Here is a 19,568-nt window from a genome sequence, read left to right on the forward strand (position 1 = left end):
CGGTTCTTCCCTGGCACGATCAGACACATGACGAATTTCGTAGTCAAGACGCTGGCCAATGCGGCGGCCCTGGCGGTGGCCGTCTGGCTGCTCGCCGGGATCACCCTCGACGACGGCAGTACCCTGGCGCGCCGCGCGCTCTCGCTGATCCTGGTCGCCCTGGTCTTCGGCCTGGTCAACCTGATCGTCAAGCCCGTGGTGAAGCTGCTCTCGCTCCCGCTGTTCGTCCTCACCCTGGGCCTGTTCACCCTCGTCGTGAACGCGCTGATGCTGCTGCTGACCTCCTGGCTGGCGGACCTGCTCAACCTCAGCTTCCACGTCGACGGCTTCTGGACCGCCGTCGTCGGCGGACTGATCATCTCCGTCGTCTCCTGGGCCGTGAACATGGCCCTGCCCGAAAAGAACTGAGCGGACCGCCGTGTACCGCGTGTGCTTCGTCTGCACCGGCAACATATGCCGCTCCCCCATGGCCGAATCCGTCTTCCGCTCCCACATCGCCGACGCCGGACTCGACGACCTCGTCGAGGTGGACAGCGCCGGCACCGGAGGCTGGCACGAGGGCGACGGCGCCGATCCGCGCACCGTGGCCGTACTCGAAGCCGCCGGATACGAACAGGACCACCGGGCACGGCAGTTCCGGGCCTCCTGGTTCGACCGCGTCGACCTGGTCATCGCCCTCGACGCCGGTCACCTGCGCGACCTCCGCGCCCTCGCGCCCACCCCGGAAGCCGCCGCCAAGGTCCGGCTGCTGCGCTCCTACGATCCCGCGGCCCCGGCCGCACGGGACGGCGCGACGGACGCGCTGGACGTGCCGGACCCCTACTACGGCTCCCTCGACGGCTTCGAGGAGTGCCTGGAACTGGTCGAGGCGGCGAGCCCGGGGCTGCTGGACGCCGTACGCGCGGCCGTGAAGGAGACCACCCCGTGAACACCCACCCCACCGGCGCGGACCACCCCGCCGACGCCGCCCGGTACGCCGACGCCGACGCCGCCCGGTACGCGGACGCCACCCGCGCCGTACGCGCCGGGCTGCCCGAGCCCGTCAAGAACGAACCCACCCTCCCCGGGCCCGTCTTCGCCGCGCACTTCCACCTCCCCGGCGAGGTGAGCGGCCCGTACACCTACGGCCGGGACACCAACCCGACCTGGACCCTGCTGGAACGGGCCATCGGCGAACTGGAGGCACCCGGTCAGGACGGCGTGGACACCGTCGTCTTCGCCTCCGGCATGGCCGCGGTCTCCGCCGTCCTGCTCTCCCAGGCCCGCACCGGCGACACCGTCGTCCTGCCCGACGACGGCTACCAGGCGCTCCCCCTGGTCCGGGAGCAGCTCCAGGAGTACGGGATCCACGTGCGCACCGCCCCGACCGCCGAGGACGCGCAGCTCGCCGCCCTCGACGGCGCCCGGCTGCTGTGGATCGAGACCCCGTCCAACCCCGGGCTCGACGTGTGCGACGTACGCCGGCTCGTGGCGGCCGCCCACGCCGGTGGCACCCTGGTCGCCGTCGACAACACCCTGGCGACCCCCCTCGGCCAGCGCCCCCTGGAACTCGGCGCGGACTTCTCCGTCGCCAGCGGCACCAAGGGCCTCACCGGCCACGGCGACCTGCTCCTGGGCTACGTGGTCTGCCGCGACCCCGCCCTGGCCGCGGGCATCCGCCGCTGGCGCAAGGTCGTCGGCGCGATCCCGGGCCCCATGGAGGCATGGCTAGCCCACCGCTCCCTGGCCACCATCCAGTTGCGCGCCGAGCGCCAGTGGGGCAACGCCCTGGCGGTCGCCGAGGCGCTGGCCCACCGGTCCGAGGTCACCGGGCTGCGCTACCCGGGACTCCCCTCGGACCCCTCGCACAAGACGGCCGCCCGGCAGATGAGCGGCTTCGGCTCGGTCGTCTCCTTCACCCTGCCGGACCGCGCGTACGCGGAGCGCTTCATGAGCGCCCTGCGCCTGGTGGAGGACGCCACGAGTTTCGGCGGAGTGCGATCCACCGCGGAGCGGCGCGGACGCTGGGGCGGGGACGCCGTACCCGAGGGCTTCATCCGGTTCTCGGCGGGCGCCGAGGATCCCGGCGACCTGGTCGCCGATGTGCTCCGGGCCCTTGATTCCGCGGGTTCCGGGGGCTGACCGGCCCAGGGAAAAGCGGTCCGAGCCTCCCCCCTGGTGGCTCGGACCGCCCGGGTTCCCTAGCAGAAGAACCACGCCATCAAGGCTAGTTGACTCAGCGTCAGAGTCCAATCACGGTAGCGACAGGGGCCTATCGGCATATTTATAGTTGAAGGCCCCCACCGAGAGGGGCCGACATGGACCTGGCCCTGCTGCGCACCTTCGTCGCCGTCCACCGGGCCGGCTCGTTCACCCGGGCCGCCACGCTCCTCGGGCTGTCCCAGCCCGCCGTCACCTCACAGATCCGCACCCTCGAACGCCAGCTGGGCCGCCCCCTCTTCCACCGCCGGGCCCGCGGCGTCACGCCCACCGCCGTCGGTGACGAACTGGCCCACAAGGCGGCCCCGCACCTCGACGCCCTGCTGCGGATCACCGAGATCGAACGGGAGGCCACCGGTACCTCGCGCACCCTCCACCTGGCCGGTCCGCCCGAGTTCCTGTGCCTGCGGGTGCTCCCCGCCCTCGCGCCCCTGGTCGGGCAGGGACAGAGCCTGCGCACCGCCCTCGCCCCCGACGCACGGGAGACCCTCGACGGGCTGGCCGCCGGACAGCACGACCTGGTCGTCACCCCCACCCGCCCGCGCGGCACGCTGTTCACCGCCAACGCCCTGTGCGACGAGGAACAGGTCCTGGTCTCCGCGCCCTACTGGGCCGCCCTCACCGAGCGGGCCGAACTGCACGACAAGGGCCCCGCCGCCCTGGACGGGATCCCGGTCGTCGAGGTCCACGAGAGCCTGCCACTGGTCACCCGCTACTGGGCCGCCGTCTTCGACTCCGTCCCCGAGTGCGCCGCCACCGTCGTCGCGCCCGACCTGCGCGCGGTACTCGAATGCGTCCGGGCCGGCGCCGGTCTCGCCGTCCTGCCCCGCTACCTGTGCCAGGACGCCCTCGACCGCGGGGAGATCGTGGCGCTGCTGGAACCGGCCGTACCGCCCCTGCGGACGTGGTTCCTCGTCGTACGGGCCGGCAGCCTCGCCCTCGCCCATGTCGCGCGCGCCCACGACCGCCTGCTGCGCGCCGCCGCGCAGTGGTGAGCCGCCGGGTTTCGGACCGTGGCGCGTTTCAGGAGCCCGGTACTGGGCCACTCTTCTCCCATGACCGAACGTCCCGTGGTCAAACGCACCGCCCGCGCGATCCTGCTCGACGGTGACGACCTGATCCTCATCAAGCGCACCAAGCCCGGCGTCGACCCGTACTGGGTCACGCCGGGCGGGGGAGTGGAGCCCTCGGACGCCACCGTCGTCGACGCCCTCCACCGAGAACTCCACGAAGAACTCGGCGCCAAGATCACCGATGTGGTGCCCTGTTTCGTCGACACCGTCGAGCACATCGCCTCCGGCGGGGTGACCGGCGTGAAGGTGCAGCACTTCTTCGTCTGCCACCTGGAATCGATGGACCCCGCCCAACGGCACGGCCCCGAGATCGACGAGCCCGAGGGCGAGTACGAGATCGTCCGCGTGCCCTTCAGCCGGGTCGGCATCGCTGCCGTCCACCTGGTGCCGCTCTCGCTCCGCCACTACCTCGACGGCAACATCGAAGGGGTCCGCGCCATGCACGCTCCCGACCTGGGCTGAGGCCACCCGGAACGCGGACAGGGGAGCGGGCGGACAGGGGAGCCGGCGGGCAGGGGAGCCGGCGCACAGGGGCCGCGCCGGTTTCAGCCGGCCACGTCCGCCAGCTCCTCGACCGCGTCGTGACGGATCCGCTCACCGGGGATCCCGATCCGCTTGAGCGCGTCCACACCACTGCGGATCATCGCGGGCGGCCCCGAGATGAAGGCGTCGTACGAGCTCCACGGCCCGTGTTCGCCGATGGCCTGCGGGAGCTGGCCCGCCAGCCCCTCGCCGATCACCGGGCGCACCGACAGCCAGGGGTGGGAGCGCTGGAGACCCAGCAGGGTGTCCTTGTCGTAGAGGTCGTGGTCGCTGCGCGCCCCGAAGAAGACCTCCATGGGGCGCCGCTCCCCGTGCCCGGCGACGTCCTCGATCAGGGCCTTGATCGGGGCGATGCCGGTTCCCCCGCCCAGGCACAGCATCCCGTTGTCGGTGCTGTGGTCCACCACCATCGACCCGGCCGGCGGCCCCAGCCGCAGGACGTCGCCCGGCTGGGCGTGCCGGACCAGGGCGTTGGATACCCAGCCCGCCGGTACGGCTTTGACGTGGAAGGACAGCAGTCCGTCGGCTCGGGGGGCGGAGGCGAAGGAGTAGTGCCGCCACACCCGCGGCCACCACGGGGTCTCCAGGCTCGTGTACTGGCCCGCGAGGAAGGGGTACGGCTGGTCGGGGCGGACGGTCAGCACCGCGATGTCGGAGGTGCGCAGCTCGTGCGAGACCACCTCCGCGTGCCACCAGGCGGGTGCCCTGGCCTCGTCCTCGGCCGCCGCGTCGATCATGATCTGTGAGATGGCGGTGTAGGCGCGCACCCACGCCGCCTGGGTCTCCGGCCCCCATGTGCGTTCCGCGTACCGGGCCAGAGCCCCGATCAGGGCCTCTCCCACCGCCGGGTAGTGGCCGGCCATCGTGCCGTACTTGCGGTGCCCGGTGCCGAGCCGGCGCAGGTAGGGAGTCAGCACCGCCGGGTCGTCGATGTGCTCGGCGGCGGTCAGCAGTGCCTTCAGCAGCCGGTCGCGCTGTACGTCCATCGCCGCCGGGAACATGCCCCGGACTTCCGGGTGCCCCGTGAACACGAGGGCGTAGAAGTACGAGGTCACCCTGTCGGCGACGGGTGCGATCTCGGTCAGGGTCCGGCGGATGAGCACGGCGTCCGGGGAGGGCTCGACGGCCCCGCCCCCCGAAGGTATCCGGCCCGTCGGTCTTGCCGATCTGGTGGGCGCAGCGTCCATGCGGTGCCTCGCTTCGAGCATCTCGGTCGGGTCTGCACGCGCCACGGCCTCGAATCCGTGGTTCCGGGTTTCACAGCGTGCCAGCCGACCCACAGCCCGGCGGGGGAATGGGGAAAACCGTTTCCCGGGCCGCCTTTCCCCTTAAGATGCCTCTCCTCCCCGGCGCGTCGTCCCGAGGAGCCGGTACGCCTCGCGCAGGTCCCTGCCCTCGTAGACATGGGTCGCCCGGCGGGCCAGGTGGGGCCTCGCGTTCACCGCCACCGACCGCGGGACCGCTTCGAAGAGGACCGCGTCGGTCATGGAATCCCCGTAGGCGACGCAATCGGCCCGGGTCACCCCGAACCGTTCGCAGAGCCGGTCGGCGACGTCCACCTTGGCCTCGGGGGTCAGGATCCCCGTCACGTCGACGGGCCGGGTGAAGGGCACCTCCGGGAAGACCGATCCATGGGCGGCGTGCGCGCCCCACTCCAGCAGCAGCTCGACGAAGAACGAGGGCGACAGCGAGATCACCGCGCAGAGGTCACCCCGCTCCGCGATCTCCCGCCAGACCTCCCGGATCCCCGACAGCCACGGGGACCCGTCGAAGGCCGCACGGACGTGGGCGGGCGTCAGATCCGCCCACAGGCCCCGGGCGGCCACCGAGAACTCCTGCGGACCGATCTCGCGCGCCCCGAAGGCCCGCTCCAGCTCTGCGATCTCGGCCGATCTCCCGAGCTGGCGGGAGATCTCGACCGGTGCGGCGGATCCGTACATCAGCGTGCCGTCGAGATCGAAAAGGTGAAGCACCGTCATGGTCGTCGAGGCTAGCCGTTCCCTTCCCGCACCGGCCACCGCCGGGATGTTTCACGTGAAACAGACCCTGGTTTCACGTGAAACATCGGCCCGCCCGTCTCCTGAATCCCCTGGACTCCCCCCGAGTCGATGATCCACTCTGGGCCGGTGACACCACGACTCCTCACCGACCTGCCCATCCGTGCGCTCACCCCTGACGATCTCCGTCACTGCGCCGACCTGTCCGAGGACCGCGGCTGGCCCCGCGAAGACCACAAATGGGGATTGCTCCTCGCCGCCGGAAACGGCTACGGCATCGACGCCCCCGACGGCCGCGGACTCGCCGCGGCCTGCGTCGTCACCCGCTACGGAGACACCCCGGCCAAGCCGGACCTCGCCGCGATCGGAATGGTGCTCGTCGCCGACCGGTACGCCCGCAAGGGCCTCGGGCGCCGGCTGATGGCCCACGTGTGCGACGACGTCCTCGCCGGTGTCCCGCTCACCCTGCATGCCACCCCCTACGGTCGCCCGCTCTACGAGGAGCTCGGCTTCGACACCACCGGACGGGCGGAGATGGTCCGGGGCCCCTTCCGTCCCGAGGCCGACGGCGGCACCGCCGTCCCCGTCAGGCCCGCCACGGCCGAGGACCTCGCACGGATCGTCCGCCTGGACACCGAGGTGTTCGGTACCGACCGGACCCACATGATCGCGCGGCTGCCCGCCTTCGCCGACAAGGTGCTCGTCGCCGAGGACGGCTCCGGCGCCCTCATCGGCTACGCCGCCCTCTGGCCCAACATGGACACCCATGTCATCGGCCCGCTGATCGCCCGGGACACCGCCACCGCCCGGGCCCTGGTCACCGCGCTGGCGGCCACCACCGAACGCCCCCTGCGCACGGACGTCGACGTACGCCACGAGGAACTCCTCGCGTGGCTCAAGGCGCGCGGTCTGCAATCGCTGGCCTTCAACGCCGTCATGACCAGGAGCATCCCCGGTCTCCCCGGCGACTGGACCCGCCGCTGGGCACCCCTCACCGTCGCCGCGGGCTGACGGAGAAAGGCCTCCACCATGACCGAGAACCCCGAACTGACGATCCGGCCCGCCACCGAGGCGGACCTGCCCGCCATCGTCGCCATGCTGGCCGACGACCCGCTGGGCGCCACCCGGGAATCCCCGGAGGACCTGACCCCCTACGTCGCGGCCCTCAAGCGGCTGGCCGACGACCCCCACCAGCACGTCGTCGTCGCCGTCCGCGGCGAGCGCGTCGTGGGCACCCTCCAGCTGACGATCGTCCCCGGCCTGTCCCGCAAGGGCGCCACGCGCTCCATCGTCGAAGGGGTGCGGGTCCACGCCGACGAACGCGGCAGCGGCCTCGGCACCCGGTTCATCGAATGGGCCGTGGAGCGGTCACGGCAGGAGAACTGCCGACTCGTCCAGCTCACCTCGGACGTGACCCGCACCGACGCGCACCGCTTCTACGAGCGGCTCGGCTTCACGGCCTCCCACGTGGGGTTCAAGCTCCAGCTCTGACCGCCCCCGGCAAAGGCCGGGCCGCTGTCGGCGGCCCGGCCTACGATCGGGAGGGTGAGCACCGGCCTCCCCCTCATCACGACCGCGGATCGTCGCCACCGGCTGGGCCGGCGGCATCGGCTGGCCCCTTCTGCCCGTGCCGCCACCCCGGGCCAGGCGGCGGACGCCGTCGTCGCCCTGCATGCCACCGACGCCGCCACCGTCCACCTCTCCGCCCGCGCCCGCCTCACCGAAGGCGGACCCGCCGCGATCGAGGCAGCCCTGTACGAGGACATCAGTCTCGTCCGGCTGCTCAGCATGAGGAACACCCTGTTCGCCGTCTCCACCGAACTCGCCCCCTACGTGGACGCGTCCTGCGCCCGGAGCATCGCGGCGAAGGAACGCCGCAGCCTCCTCAAGCACCTCGCCGAGGACGGCCAGGGCCTCGACGCCGAGTGGCTGGCCAGGGCCGAGAACGCCGCTCTCGACGCCCTGGACACCCTGGGGCCCTCGACCGGCAGCCAGCTCTCCGCCGCCGTCCCCGCCCTCCGGCAGAAGATCACCATCAACCGGGGCAAGAAGTACGAGGCCGAGACCGGGGTCGCCACCCGGGTGATCCGCGTGCTGGCCGCCGAGGGCCGGATCCGCCGGGACCGGCCCCGCGGGTCCTGGACCTCCAGCCAGTTCCGCTGGGTGCACACCGAGCCCTGGCCGGCCCTGCCCGCCGCCGAGGCCCGTGCCGAACTCGCCCGCCGCTGGCTTTACGCCTACGGACCGGCCACCGAGGCCGACCTCAAGTGGTGGACCGGCTGGACCCTGACCGACGTCCGCAAGGCCCTGGCCGCCGTGGCCCCCGCGCAGGTCCGCCTGGAGGACGGGGGCACGGCCCTCGTGCTGCCCGGCGACACCGCGGCCGAGCCCGCGCCGGAGCCCTGGGCCGCGTTCCTGCCCGGTCTCGACCCCAGCGGCATGGGCTGGGCCGACCGCGGCTTCCACCTCGACCCCGCTCACCGGCCCGCCCTGTTCGACTACGCGGGCAACATCGGCCCGACCGTGTGGTGGAACGGGGAGATCGTCGGCGGCTGGGCCCAGCGGGCGGACGGGGAGATCGTCTGGCGGCTGCTGGCCGACCCCGGCCGGGCGGCCGCGGAGGCGGTCACGGCCGAGGCCGCCCGGCTCGCCGAGTGGGTGGGCGACGCCCGGATCACCCCGCGGTTCCGCACCCCGCTGGAGCGCGAACTCACCGCCTGACCCGGGCCGCCGTGCCGCCGGGGCCCGACGTCGAGGCCGGCCCCGGCCGGCCCCGGACGGCCCCGGTCCCGTCAGCCGATGCCGCGCCAGCCCTGCGGGTCCACCCCGCCGGGCACCGGGGCCTCGGGGTCGTAGGGCTCCCGCGTGAACACGAACGACCCGAGGTCGAGGTGGCTGGGCGATCCGTCGTCCCGCCGGACGGCCCGCAGGGTCTCCCCCGCGTAATAGCCCGTCAGACCCGTCCAGCTGCCGTCGGGTTCTCCGCGGAACCGCGCCGCGCGGCCGGTGACGCCGGCCGGGCCCAGCTCCAGCGAGCCGTCCGCGCGCAGCCGCAGCACGTGCGCCGCCGTGCCCCAGTACCAGATCCCGGCCAGCTCCAGCGGCACCCGGTCGGTCTCCCGGAAGGGCCGCCACGGCTCGGGGAAGCGCGGCTCCGCCTCCGCCACGATCGCGATCAGGTCCATGGCCACGGCCGAAGCGAGCACCCCCGAGGTGCAGTTCGCCAGGACGACCGCCGTCAGGTCCTCCTCCTCGCTCAGCCACAGCCCCGCCACGAATCCCGGCAGCGAGCCGCCGTGGCCGACGAGCCGGCGCCCGTCGCTCACGTTCACCTGGAGGCCCAGCGCGTAGCCGCCGTCGGAGCTGCCGGGGGCGGCGGGGGCGGCCTGGGCACGCATCTCCCGTACGCTCTCCGCGCTCAGCACCCGCTCGTCACCGCGCAGCAGGAAGGCGGCGAACCTCGTCAAGTCCCCGGTGGTGGACCACAGCTGACCGGCCGCGGCCATCACCCCGAGGTCCTCCGCGGGCTCGGGCATCATCAGGTCCGCCCACGGGTGCACCGCCCAGCCGCCGGCGTGCGGTGCGCGCGGTGCGCCGCTCGTCCGGTCCAGCCCCAGCGGCTCCAGCACCTCGGCGCGCAGCACGTCCTCCCACGGCTTCCCGCGGAGCGCCTCGACCAGGGAACCCAGCAGCGTGTAACCGGGGTTCGAGTAGTGGTGGACGCGTCCGGGAGCGTGCTTGAAGGGCTCCTCGCCGAGAACCTCGGCCAGCCCCGGCCGCAGTTCGGCGGAGGAACGCTCCCACCACTGGCCCGGGGTCTCGGCCGCCAGTCCGCCCGTGTGGGCGAGCAGTTGGGCCACGGTCACCTCGTCGGCGCCGGTCCCGGGCAGGTGCCGGCCCAACGGGTCCGAGAGGTCCAGCAGGCCCTCGTCACGCAGCCGCATCACCAGAACGGCCGTGAAGGTCTTGGTGATCGACCCGATCCGGTACTGCACGTCCCCGTCCGGGCCGTGGCCCTCGACCGAGGTCCGGGAGCCCTCCCAGAGCACCTCTCCACCGCGCGAGACGGCCGCCACCAGGGACGGTGAGCGCCCCTCGCTCTGCGCGACGGCGAGGCGGTGCCTCAGCGCGCGCCGGGTGGAGGGGAGCAGTTCCAGATCTTCAGCAAGGGCGTCCATGCCCGGGATGCTACGTGTTGGCCATGTCCACGAACCGCGAATAATGACCTTGGAAGGCCACGGTGATGGTGGCCGTCGGGCCGTTACGGTGCTTGGCCACGATCAGGTCGGCCTCGCCCGCGCGCGGGGACTCCTTCTCGTAGGCGTCCTCGCGGTGCAGCAGGATCACCATGTCGGCGTCCTGCTCGATGGAACCCGATTCACGCAGGTCGGAGACCATCGGCTTCTTGTCGGTGCGCTGTTCGGGACCACGGTTCAGCTGGGACAGCGCGATCACCGGCACCTCCAGCTCCTTGGCCAGCAGCTTGAGGTTTCGGGACATGTCCGAGACCTCCTGCTGACGGCTCTCCGGACGGCGGGAGCCGCCCGACTGCATCAGCTGGAGGTAGTCGATGACGACGAGCGAGAGGTCGTTGCGCTGCTTGAGCCGACGGCACTTGGCACGGATCTCCATCATCGACAGGTTGGGCGAGTCGTCGATGTACAGCGGGGCGGCCGAGACGTCGGGCATCCGCCGGGCGAGCCGGGTCCAGTCGTCGTCGGTCATGGTGCCCGAGCGCATGTGGTGCAGCGCCACCCGGGCCTCGGCCGAGAGCAGACGCATGGCGATCTCGTTGCGGCCCATTTCGAGGGAGAAGATGACGCTCGGCAGGTTGCTCTTGATGGAGCAGGCCCTCGCGAAGTCCAGCGCGAGCGTCGACTTGCCCATGGCGGGACGGGCGGCGATGACGATCATCTGGCCCGGGTGCAGGCCGTTGGTCAGGGAGTCGAGGTCGGTGAAGCCCGTGGGCACCCCGGACATCTGGCCGGAGCGCGAGCCGATCGCCTCGATCTCGTCGAGCGCGCCCTCCATGATGTCGCCGAGCGGGAGGTAGTCCTCGGAGGTCCGCTGCTCGGTGACGGCGTAGATCTCGGCCTGGGCGCTGTTGACGATCTCGTCGACGTCGCCGTCGGCCGCGTATCCCATCTGCGTGATCTTCGTACCGGCCGCGACCAGGCGGCGCAGGACGGCCCGCTCGTGGACGATCTCGGCGTAGTACTCGGCGTTGGCCGCGGTGGGCACGGACTGCACCAGGGTGTGCAGGTACGAGGCCCCGCCGACCTTGCTGATCTCTCCTCGCCGGGTGAGCTCCGCACCGACCGTGATGGGGTCGGCCGGCTCGCCCTTGGCGTACAGGTCGAGGATGGCCTGGTAGATCGTCTCGTGCGAGGGACGGTAGAAGTCGTGGCCCTTGAGGACCTCGACCACGTCGGCGATCGCGTCCTTGGAGAGCAGCATGCCGCCGAGCACCGACTGCTCGGCGTCGAGGTCCTGCGGGGGGACGCGCTCGAAGCCGCCGCCGCCACCGTCCCAGGAGCCGCCCTCGCGGCCCCGGTCCTGCTGGTCGTCCCCGCGGCCGCGGCCCTCGGAGTTACGGCGCGTACGGGCGGGCAGACGGTCACTGGGACCGCTGTCGGCCCAGGGGTCGTCCATGGGCTCGGGCATGCTCACCGGGCCGCCTCCTCCCGTCCGCAACGCGGACCTCGCCGTGTCACTCTTTCTACGACACGGCTCTGACATTTGGGACACCCGGATCGGCGTTCGGCGCGTCGGGCAACGCACAACGGTAGGGCCGCGGACGACGTCAGCCAATCTTGTTATCCACAGGCTGTGTGGATGAGATGTGGACGACCGAGCCAATGCTGTGGGTAACTCACCCGAAGCTGTGCACGGACCGGGGGACGACGCTGTGGACAAAATCACCTGACCCACCCAGTCACCCCGCCTGACCTGCACTTTCTCCTTCCGCAGGCTGTGGGGAAGAAAATTCTTGGCCACTGTCTCAAGATCGCCTCCAACGGGGTGGGAAGAACGCCCAAGTCAGCGCGTCAGTAAGGACTCAAAGACCCTTGCATCCATTACCTGTGGAAGATTAGATTGGGCACATGACACAGGCCCCCACCGCTGAGAAGGCTGCCCCGAGACGGCACGACCGCGAGATCCTCACCCTCGCCGTCCCCGCCTTCGGCGCCCTCGTCGCCGAACCCCTCTTCGTGATGGCCGACAGCGCCATCGTGGGGCACCTCGGCACCCCCCAGCTGGCCGGCCTCGGCATCGCCGCCGCACTGCTCACCACCGCGGTGAGCGTCTTCGTCTTCCTCGCCTACGCCACCACCGCGGCCGTGGCCCGCAGGGTCGGCGCGGGCGACCTCCGGGCCGCCATCCGCCAGGGCATGGACGGCATCTGGCTCGCCCTGCTGCTCGGCGCGGCCGTCGTCGCCGCGGTCCTGCCCGGCGCACCCTGGCTCGTCTCGCTCTTCGGCGCCTCGGACACGGTCGCCCCGTACGCGGAAACGTATCTGCGGATCTCCTCGCTCGGCGTCCCGGCCATGCTCGTGGTGCTGGCCGCCACCGGTGTCATACGCGGACTCCAGGACACCCGTACGCCCCTCTACGTGGCCATCGGCGGGTTCGCGCTCAACGGTGCCCTGAACGTGGCCCTGGTCTACGGCGCGGGCTTCGGCATCGCGGGCTCCGCATGGGGCACCGTCATCGCCCAGTGCGCCATGGCCGCCGCGTACCTCCTCGTGGTCGTCCGGGGCGCCCGCCGCCACCGGGCCTCACTGCGCCCCGACGCGGCCGGCATCCGTGCCTGCGCCCGGGCGGGCGTGCCGCTGCTGGTGCGCACCCTGTCCCTGCGCGCCATCCTGTTGATCGCGACCGCCGTGGCGGCCCGGCTGGGGGATGCCGACATCGCCGCCCACCAGATCCTGCTGTCCCTGTGGAGCCTGCTCGCCTTCGCCCTGGACGCCATCGCGATCGCCGGGCAGGCCATCATCGGCCGCTACCTGGGCGCCGGGGACAGCGCGGGCGCCAGGGCCGTGTGCCGCCGCATGGTCCAGTGGGGCATCGGCACGGGCCTCGTCCTGGGGCTCCTGGTCGTCCTGGCCCGCCCGGTGTTCATCCCGCTCTTCACCGGCGACCCGGCGGTCGAGGACGCCCTGCTGCCCGGCCTGCTCGTGGTGGCCCTGGCCCAGCCGGTCTGCGGGATCGTCTTCGTCCTCGACGGGGTCCTGATGGGCGCCGGCGACGGCCGCTACCTCGCCGGGGCGATGCTGCTGACCCTCGCCGTCTTCACCCCGGCCGCCCTGCTCGTCCCGGCCCTCGGTGGCGGTCTGACCGCACTCTGGTGGGCCATGACCCTGATGATGCTGGTCCGGATGGTCACCCTCCAGCTGCGCGCCCGCTCCGGCCGGTGGCTGGTCACCGGAGCCACCCGCTGACCGAGGGCGCACGTTTCACGTGAAACACCGCCGCGAAACCACGGAGCCACGGGACCACGGGACCACGGGACCACCCGGACATGACGAAGGGCCGCACCCCGGAGGGTGCGGCCCTTCATGCGCTGCCCTTAGGCGGCGACGACCTCGACGCCCACGTTCGCGACGACCTCGGCGTGCAGACGCACGGAGACCTGGTACGAACCGAGGGTCTTGATCGGGGAGCCCAGCTCCACGCGACGCTTGTCGACCTTCGGGCCACCGGACGCCTCGATCGCCGTGGCGATGTCGGCCGGGGTGACGGAACCGAAGAGACGGCCGGCGTCACCCGCGCGGGTGGCCAGACGGACCTTCACGCCCTCAAGCTTGGCCTTGACCTCGTTGGCCTGCTCGATGGTCGCGATCTCGTGGATCTTGCGGGCGCGGCGGATCTGCGCCACGTCCTTCTCGCCACCCTTGGTCCAACGGATCGCGAAGTTCCGCGGGACCAGGTAGTTGCGAGCGTAACCGTCCTTGACGTCGACGACATCGCCGGCGGCACCGAGGCCAGAAACCTCGTGGGTCAGGATGATCTTCATTAGTCGGTCACCCTTTCCTTATCGCGCGGTGGACGTGTAGGGCAGCAGCGCCATCTCACGGCTGTTCTTCACGGCCGTGGCGACGTCACGCTGGTGCTGCGTGCAGTTGCCGGTAACGCGGCGGGCACGGATCTTGCCGCGGTCGGAAATGAACTTCCGCAGCATGTTCGTGTCCTTGTAGTCCACGTACGCGGTCTTGTCCTTGCAGAACGCGCAGACCTTCTTCTTAGGCTTGCGCACAGGCGGCTTCGCCATTGTGTCTCTCCTGTGTGATCAAGAAGTGGGGATGGAGCTGCCCTTAGAAGGGCGGCTCGTCCGAGTAGCCGCCGCCGGAGCCGCCGGAGCTTCCGCCCCAGCCGCCCCCGCCGCCGCCCTGCTGCTGGCCACCGGCCGGCGCGCTGGACGCCCACGGGTCGTCGGAGGGAGCTCCGCCGCCCTGCGGGGCGCCACCGCTGGGGGCTCCGCCCCAGCCGCCGCCACCCTGCTGCTGACCGCCGCCGCCGTATCCACCCTGGCCACCGCGACCGGTGGTCTTGGCGACCTTGGCCGTGGCGTTCTTCAGGCTGGGGCCGACTTCCTCGACGTCCAGCTCGTAGACCGTGCGCTTGACACCCTCACGGTCCTCGTACGACCGCTGCCTCAGCCGGCCCTGCACGATGACGCGCATGCCCCGCTGAAGGGACTCGGCGACGTTCTCGGCCGCCTGCCGCCACACCGAGCAGGTCAGGAACAGGCTTTCGCCGTCCTTCCACTCGTTCGTCTGACGGTCGAAGGTGCGGGGAGTGGACGCGACACGGAACTTCGCGACCGCCGCACCCGAGGGGGTGAAGCGCAGCTCGGGGTCGTCGACGAGATTGCCGACGACCGTGATGACGGTCTCGCCTGCCATGGATGAACCTCTCGGCGGGGATTGCTGCTGGGCTGCTGTGCTACTCGGTCCCGATTACCGCTGAACCGAAGTTCAGTGGGTCTCGGGGCGGAGGACCTTGGTCCGGAGAACCGACTCGTTCAGGTTCATCTGGCGGTCGAGCTCCTTGACGACCGCAGGCTCGGCCTGCAGGTCGAGGACCGAGTAGATGCCCTCGGGCTTCTTCTTGATCTCGTAAGCGAGACGACGACGGCCCCAGGTGTCGACCTTCTCGACCTTTCCGTTGCCCTCACGGACGACGGAGAGGAAGTTCTCGATCAGGGGGGCGACAGCGCGCTCCTCCAGATCGGGGTCGAGGATGACCATCACTTCGTAGTGACGCATGTGGAACCCACCTCCTTTGGACTCAGCGGCCACGGTCGTTCCGTGGCAGGAGGGTCGTGATGCGTGCCGCACGGTGTCCGAGAGCAGACACCGCGCAGACCGTACAGACTACCCCGCCGACTCCTTCCGGTTGAAATCCGGCAGGAGAGGGCCACAATCTGTAAGCACCGGGTGTGCTCGGTGCTATGTCCTCCGGCATCCGCCGGGGGCGGCCCCGCAGCACCGCTCTGCTGCAGCCAGGAGGTGCCTTCCGATGGCACAGGCAATGCGACGCCAGTCCACCCAGTCGATCTCCCTCTTCTCGACCGACGGCAAGCCCCACCCGCTCCAGGACACCCTGGTGGCGGTCACCCTGGTCCTCGGCGCCGTGGCGTTCGTCACTGCGTTCTTCCACAATCTGCACCTGCTCACCTCCTGGACCGGGCTGGTCGGGATCGTGACGGGGCTGTACGGACAGTTCATCTCCGCCACGACACGCGAGCGCTTCGCACTGATCATCGGCCTTGGCGCGTCTGCCATCGGCTTCTTCCTCGGCATGGCACACGGCGGCCTCTTCGGCGGCTGGCTGGGCTGACCGGGGGACCTCCGCGACGGGGCGCCGGCCACACGCCGGCCCGGGCTACGGCCCGTCCCCCAGATGGGTGGCGCACCTGTCGCAGTAGGCTTCGCGCCATAGCCAGCGAAGCCGCCGGAGGAGACACCCCGCATGAGCCTGTCCCTGAGCACCATCAGCCGAGAGCAGCATCTGGCCTACCTCCAGAGCCTGCCCTCGGCTAGCCACTGCCAGGTCCCGGCATGGGCCGACGTCAAGAACGAGTGGCGCTCGGAGAACCTCGGATGGTTCGACAAGTCCGGTGAACTCGTCGGTGCCGCACTGGTGTTGTACCGCCAGCTGCCCAAGGTGAAGCGGTACCTCGCGTACCTCCCCGAGGGCCCGGTCATCAACTGGTATGCCCCGAATCTGGAGGAATGGCTCCAGCCGATGCTGGCGCACCTGAAGCACCAGGGCGCCTTCACGGTGAAGATGGGCCCGCCGGTCGTCATCCGCCGCTGGAACTCCGCCGCCATCAAGGCCGGAATCCAGGACCCGGACGTCAAGCGCCTGCGTGACGTGGAGGCCTCGGTCATCGAGCCCCGCGCCTTCGAGGTGTCCGACAAGCTGCGCCGCATGGGCTGGCAGCAGGCCGAGGACGGCGGCGCCGGCTTCGGTGACGTCCAGCCCCGCTACGTCTTCCAGGTGCCGCTGGCGAACCGTTCGCTGGACGATGTCCTCAAGGGCTTCAACCAGCTGTGGCGCCGCAACATCAAGAAGGCCGAGAAGGCCGGCGTCGAGGTCGTCCAGGGCGGCTACGAGGACCTGCCGACCTGGCAGTACCTCTACGAGATCACCGCCGAGCGCGACAAGTTCCGCCCGCGCCCGCTCAGTTACTTCCAGCGCCAGTGGACGGCCCTCAACTCCGAGGACCCCAACCGGATGCGCCTGTACATCGCCAAGCACGAGGGGGAGCCGCTGGCCGCCGCCACGATGCTCACCGTCGGCCAGCACGTCTGGTACTCGTACGGCGCCTCCGCCAACCACAAGCGTGAGGTCCGGCCCTCGAACGCGATGCAGTGGCGCATGCTGCGCGACTCGTACGCACTCGGCGCGAGCATCTACGACCTGCGCGGCATCAGCGACACGCTGGACGAGAACGACCACCTGTTCGGCCTCATCCAGTTCAAGGTCGGCACGGGCGGAGAGGCCGTCGAGTACGTCGGCGAGTGGGACTTCCCGCTCAACAAGATGCTGCACAAGGCGCTCGACATCTACATGTCGCGCCGCTGACCCCGCCGCATCCACACACACCGCACCGCTGCACCACGCAGCTTTCCAGAGAGGCTCCGGACGGGCATGGCGCTCACGCTCTACGTCGACACCGCGCGCTGGCGTGCGCACCAGAAGCAGATCACCGATCAGTTCCCCGGGCTGATCCCCGTCTGCAAGGGCAACGGATACGGCTTCGGCCACGAGCGGCTGTGCGAGGAGGCGACCCGGATGGGCGCCGACATCCTGGCCGTCGGAACGACGTACGAGGCCGCCAGCATCAAGGACCACTTCGGTGGCGACCTGCTCGTCCTCACCCCGTTCCGGCGGGGTGAGGAGCCGGTCCCGCTGCCGGACCGGGTGATCCGTTCGGTCTCCTCGGTGGACGGGGTCCGCGGTCTGGTCGGCGCCCGCGTGGTCATCGAGTGCATGAGCTCGATGCGCCGCCACGGCATCTCCGAGCAGGACCTGGGCCTGCTCCAGTCGGCGATCGAGGACGTCCGGCTGGAGGGCTTCGCCCTGCACCTGCCCCTGGACCGCCCGGACGGCTCGGACGCCGTCGAGGAGGTCATCGGCTGGATGGACCGGCTGCGCGCGGCCCGGCTGCCGCTGCACACCATGTTCGTCAGCCACCTGCGGGCCGAGGAACTGGGGCGGCTCCAGCAGCAGTTCCCGCAGACCCGCTTCCGGGCCCGCATCGGCACCCGGCTGTGGCTGGGCGACCACGACGCGACCCAGTACCGCGGCGCGGTCCTGGACGTCACGCGGGTGGCCAAGGGCGACCGGTTCGGCTACCGGCAGCAGAAGGCCGCCTCCGACGGCTGGCTGGTCGTGGTCGCGGGCGGCACCTCGCACGGGGTGGGCCTGGAGGCCCCCAAGGCCCTGCACGGGGTGATGCCGCGCGCCAAGGGCGTCGCCCGGGCCGGCCTGGCCACCGTCAACCGGAACCTTTCTCCCTTCGTGTGGGCGGGCAAGCAGCGCTGGTTCGCCGAGCCCCCGCACATGCAGGTGTCGATCCTGTTCGTGCCCTCGGACGCGACCGAGCCGAAGGTCGGCGACGAGCTGGTCGCGCACCTGCGGCACACCACCACGCAGTTCGACCGGGTGCTCGACGCCTGATCCGCACCGGACGGTCCGGCCGGTGCGGCCGGACCGCTCAGTGCCCGGGGTCCGTGCCCCAGTCGACCCGCTGTCCCCCGGAAGGCGCCGCGCACTGCGGCGCCTTCGCCCGTTCCGAGAGCACGAACGCGTCCTCGGCGCCGTCCAGGACGCCTCCGGAGGGGTCGTCCGACCCGTCGCGCCGTACGACGTCCCGTTCGGGCAGCAGGATGTCCCGTACGACGACCGCGCACAGGTAGAGCGTGGCCAGCAGGTGGACGACGATCGCCAGCTGGTAGCCCTCCACCGGCAGGCCCTGGTGCTTGTCCCCGCTGGTCGTGTAGGCCAGGTAGAACCAGATCCCGAGGAAGTACACGATCTCGCCGGCCTGCCAGATCAGGAAGTCCCGCCAGCGCGGCCGGGCCAGCGCGGCGAGCGGGATCAGCCACAGCACGTACTGCGGCGAGTAGACCTTGTTGGCCAGGACGAAGGCGGCGACGACCAGGAAGGCCAGCTGGGCGAAGCGGGGCCGCCTGGGGGCCGTCAGCGTGAGCAGCCCGATCGCCAGGCACAGCAGCAGGGTCAGCCCGGTCGCGTAGGTGTTGGCCCCCTCCAGCGGGTTCCCGGTGCGCTGGGAGATCAGCAGCCACACGGAGCCGAAGTCGATGGGCCGCTCCTGGCTGAAGACGTAGAACCGCTTCCAGCCGTCCCAGGCGAAGTACATGACGGGGCCGTTCACCACGAGCCAGGAGACGGCCGCGCCCAGGGCGGTGGCACCGAAGGCGCGCCACTTCCCGGCGCGCCAGCACAGGACGAACAGCGCCCCGAGCAGCAGCACCGGATAGAGCTTGGCCGCGGTCGCGAGGCCGATGAGGACACCGGCGAGCAACGGGCGGCTGCGCGACCACATCAGCATCGCGACGGCGGCCAGGGCGACGGCCGGCAGGTCCCAGTTGACGGTCGCGTTGAGGGCGAGCGCCGGGGCCAGGGCGACGAGCAGGGCGTCCCAAGGACGTCGGCGGTGGGTACGGGCGACGCACACGGCGATCACCACCGCGCAGGCCATCAGCATGCCCGCGTTGACCATCCAGTACATCTGCTCGCGGTGCTGGATGCTCCCCGAGGAGGGGGTCAGCCATGCGGCGACCTGCATGAAGGCACCGGTGAGCACCGGGTACTCCAGGTACTGCATGCCGCCGTACTTCGGGTCGGCCGCGACGTCGGGGAAGCGGTCGAAGTAGGGCACGAGCCCGTCGGCGAAGCCGCGGGCGGAGTACAGGTGCGGGATGTCGGAGTAGCAGGCGTGCGTGTACTGCGAGCCCGCTCCCCGGAACCACGCCCAGTCGTAGCAGGGCAGCTTCTGCACCATGCCGAGCGCGAACATGCCGATGACGACGAGGACCACGACGCGGACCGGTGCCAGCCAGTGGCCGCCCAGCCGTGCGCGGCGGCCGATGGGGCCGCCGATGAGCTCGCTGCCGGCGGCGGCGACCTCGTCCTGCTGGGTGGGCAGTACGGGACGGTCCTCGTGCACCTTGGTCATGCGCTCATCCTGCCGTACCGGGCCGGACGCGCGGGAGGGCCG

Annotated in this window: 21 protein-coding genes; 12 read left to right on the plus strand and 9 right to left on the minus strand. The window is 71.2% G+C overall.

Features of this window, described 5'->3' with window-relative positions; all coding sequences use genetic code 11:
• The first annotated feature begins 27 nt into the window (after positions 1–27).
• From SLAV_RS18890 to SLAV_RS18910, 5 genes are all read left to right on the plus strand, one after another.
• On the plus strand, positions 28–408 hold the full coding sequence (locus SLAV_RS18890; RefSeq protein ID WP_030225257.1) for a phage holin family protein: 381 nt from the start codon (positions 28–30) through the stop codon (positions 406–408).
• Between the two features lie 10 nt (positions 409–418).
• Positions 419–928, plus strand: a complete 510-nt coding sequence (locus tag SLAV_RS18895) for a low molecular weight protein-tyrosine-phosphatase (protein ID WP_030225256.1) — start codon at positions 419–421, stop codon at positions 926–928.
• Between the two features lie 101 nt (positions 929–1,029).
• Positions 1,030–2,121 (plus strand): cystathionine gamma-lyase, encoded by a 1,092-nt coding sequence (locus SLAV_RS18900; protein WP_051840289.1) that lies wholly within the window; start codon positions 1,030–1,032, stop codon positions 2,119–2,121.
• A gap of 176 nt (positions 2,122–2,297) precedes the next feature.
• Complete coding sequence (locus SLAV_RS18905; protein ID WP_030225252.1) at positions 2,298–3,194, plus strand: LysR family transcriptional regulator; 897 nt, start codon at positions 2,298–2,300, stop codon at positions 3,192–3,194.
• Between the two features lie 60 nt (positions 3,195–3,254).
• A complete protein-coding gene (locus tag SLAV_RS18910) occupies positions 3,255–3,734 on the plus strand; it encodes an NUDIX domain-containing protein (protein ID WP_030225251.1) in 480 nt (159 codons plus the stop codon).
• A gap of 83 nt (positions 3,735–3,817) precedes the next feature.
• Here the strand turns inward: SLAV_RS18910 and SLAV_RS18915 are convergent, their stop codons facing one another.
• On the minus strand, positions 3,818–5,023 hold the full coding sequence (locus tag SLAV_RS18915; protein ID WP_078950080.1) for a globin domain-containing protein: 1,206 nt from the start codon (positions 5,021–5,023) through the stop codon (positions 3,818–3,820).
• A 120-nt stretch (positions 5,024–5,143) separates the two neighbouring features.
• Entirely contained in the window at positions 5,144–5,794 is a 651-nt protein-coding gene (locus SLAV_RS18920) for an HAD family hydrolase (RefSeq protein ID WP_030225249.1), read from the minus strand.
• Between the two features lie 129 nt (positions 5,795–5,923).
• Between SLAV_RS18920 and SLAV_RS18925 the strand changes: the two genes are divergently transcribed.
• From SLAV_RS18925 to SLAV_RS18935, 3 genes are read left to right on the plus strand one after another with little or no spacing between them, the layout of a single operon-like run.
• Positions 5,924–6,823 (plus strand): GNAT family N-acetyltransferase, encoded by a 900-nt coding sequence (locus SLAV_RS18925; protein WP_051840235.1) that lies wholly within the window; start codon positions 5,924–5,926, stop codon positions 6,821–6,823.
• An 18-nt stretch (positions 6,824–6,841) separates the two neighbouring features.
• Positions 6,842–7,303, plus strand: a complete 462-nt coding sequence (locus SLAV_RS18930) for a GNAT family N-acetyltransferase (RefSeq protein WP_030225247.1) — start codon at positions 6,842–6,844, stop codon at positions 7,301–7,303.
• Between the two features lie 54 nt (positions 7,304–7,357).
• Entirely contained in the window at positions 7,358–8,533 is a 1,176-nt protein-coding gene (locus SLAV_RS18935; protein WP_078950079.1) for a winged helix DNA-binding domain-containing protein, read from the plus strand.
• 71 nt (positions 8,534–8,604) lie between these two features.
• Here SLAV_RS18935 and SLAV_RS18940 read toward each other — a convergent pair whose 3' ends face one another.
• Both SLAV_RS18940 and dnaB read right to left on the minus strand, forming a co-directional pair.
• Entirely contained in the window at positions 8,605–9,990 is a 1,386-nt protein-coding gene (locus tag SLAV_RS18940) for a serine hydrolase domain-containing protein (protein ID WP_030225244.1), read from the minus strand.
• A gap of 10 nt (positions 9,991–10,000) precedes the next feature.
• Entirely contained in the window at positions 10,001–11,464 is a 1,464-nt protein-coding gene (gene dnaB / locus SLAV_RS18945; protein ID WP_030225242.1) for a replicative DNA helicase, read from the minus strand.
• A 452-nt stretch (positions 11,465–11,916) separates the two neighbouring features.
• On the opposite strand from dnaB, the gene SLAV_RS18950 reads away from it, so the two are divergent.
• Entirely contained in the window at positions 11,917–13,254 is a 1,338-nt protein-coding gene (locus tag SLAV_RS18950; RefSeq protein WP_030225240.1) for an MATE family efflux transporter, read from the plus strand.
• A gap of 128 nt (positions 13,255–13,382) precedes the next feature.
• Here the strand turns inward: SLAV_RS18950 and rplI are convergent, their stop codons facing one another.
• From rplI to rpsF, 4 genes are all read right to left on the minus strand, one after another.
• A complete protein-coding gene (gene rplI / locus SLAV_RS18955; protein WP_030225238.1) occupies positions 13,383–13,829 on the minus strand; it encodes a 50S ribosomal protein L9 in 447 nt (148 codons plus the stop codon).
• A gap of 18 nt (positions 13,830–13,847) precedes the next feature.
• On the minus strand, positions 13,848–14,084 hold the full coding sequence (rpsR, locus tag SLAV_RS18960; protein WP_005315025.1) for a 30S ribosomal protein S18: 237 nt from the start codon (positions 14,082–14,084) through the stop codon (positions 13,848–13,850).
• Between the two features lie 43 nt (positions 14,085–14,127).
• Positions 14,128–14,718, minus strand: coding sequence for a single-stranded DNA-binding protein (locus SLAV_RS18965; RefSeq protein WP_030225236.1), 591 nt, complete (start codon positions 14,716–14,718; stop codon positions 14,128–14,130).
• Between the two features lie 72 nt (positions 14,719–14,790).
• Positions 14,791–15,081, minus strand: coding sequence for a 30S ribosomal protein S6 (gene rpsF / locus SLAV_RS18970; RefSeq protein ID WP_007265254.1), 291 nt, complete (start codon positions 15,079–15,081; stop codon positions 14,791–14,793).
• 253 nt (positions 15,082–15,334) lie between these two features.
• On the opposite strand from rpsF, the gene SLAV_RS18975 reads away from it, so the two are divergent.
• The 3 genes from SLAV_RS18975 (at position 15,335) to SLAV_RS18985 (ending at position 18,004) form a co-directional block, all read left to right on the plus strand.
• Positions 15,335–15,655: a hypothetical protein gene (locus SLAV_RS18975; protein ID WP_030225231.1), complete on the plus strand. Its 321-nt coding sequence runs from the start codon at positions 15,335–15,337 to the stop codon at positions 15,653–15,655.
• A 132-nt stretch (positions 15,656–15,787) separates the two neighbouring features.
• Positions 15,788–16,906, plus strand: a complete 1,119-nt coding sequence (locus tag SLAV_RS18980; RefSeq protein ID WP_030225229.1) for a lipid II:glycine glycyltransferase FemX — start codon at positions 15,788–15,790, stop codon at positions 16,904–16,906.
• Positions 16,907–16,972: 66 nt separating this feature from the next.
• On the plus strand, positions 16,973–18,004 hold the full coding sequence (locus tag SLAV_RS18985; protein WP_030225227.1) for an alanine racemase: 1,032 nt from the start codon (positions 16,973–16,975) through the stop codon (positions 18,002–18,004).
• 37 nt (positions 18,005–18,041) lie between these two features.
• Here SLAV_RS18985 and SLAV_RS18990 read toward each other — a convergent pair whose 3' ends face one another.
• Complete coding sequence (locus SLAV_RS18990; protein WP_030225225.1) at positions 18,042–19,526, minus strand: glycosyltransferase family 87 protein; 1,485 nt, start codon at positions 19,524–19,526, stop codon at positions 18,042–18,044.
• Positions 19,527–19,568: the final 42 nt, after the last annotated feature.

Origin of the sequence: Streptomyces lavendulae subsp. lavendulae, assembly GCF_002803845.1 — a bacterium.
GTDB classification, from domain to species: domain Bacteria; phylum Actinomycetota; class Actinomycetes; order Streptomycetales; family Streptomycetaceae; genus Streptomyces; species Streptomyces lavendulae.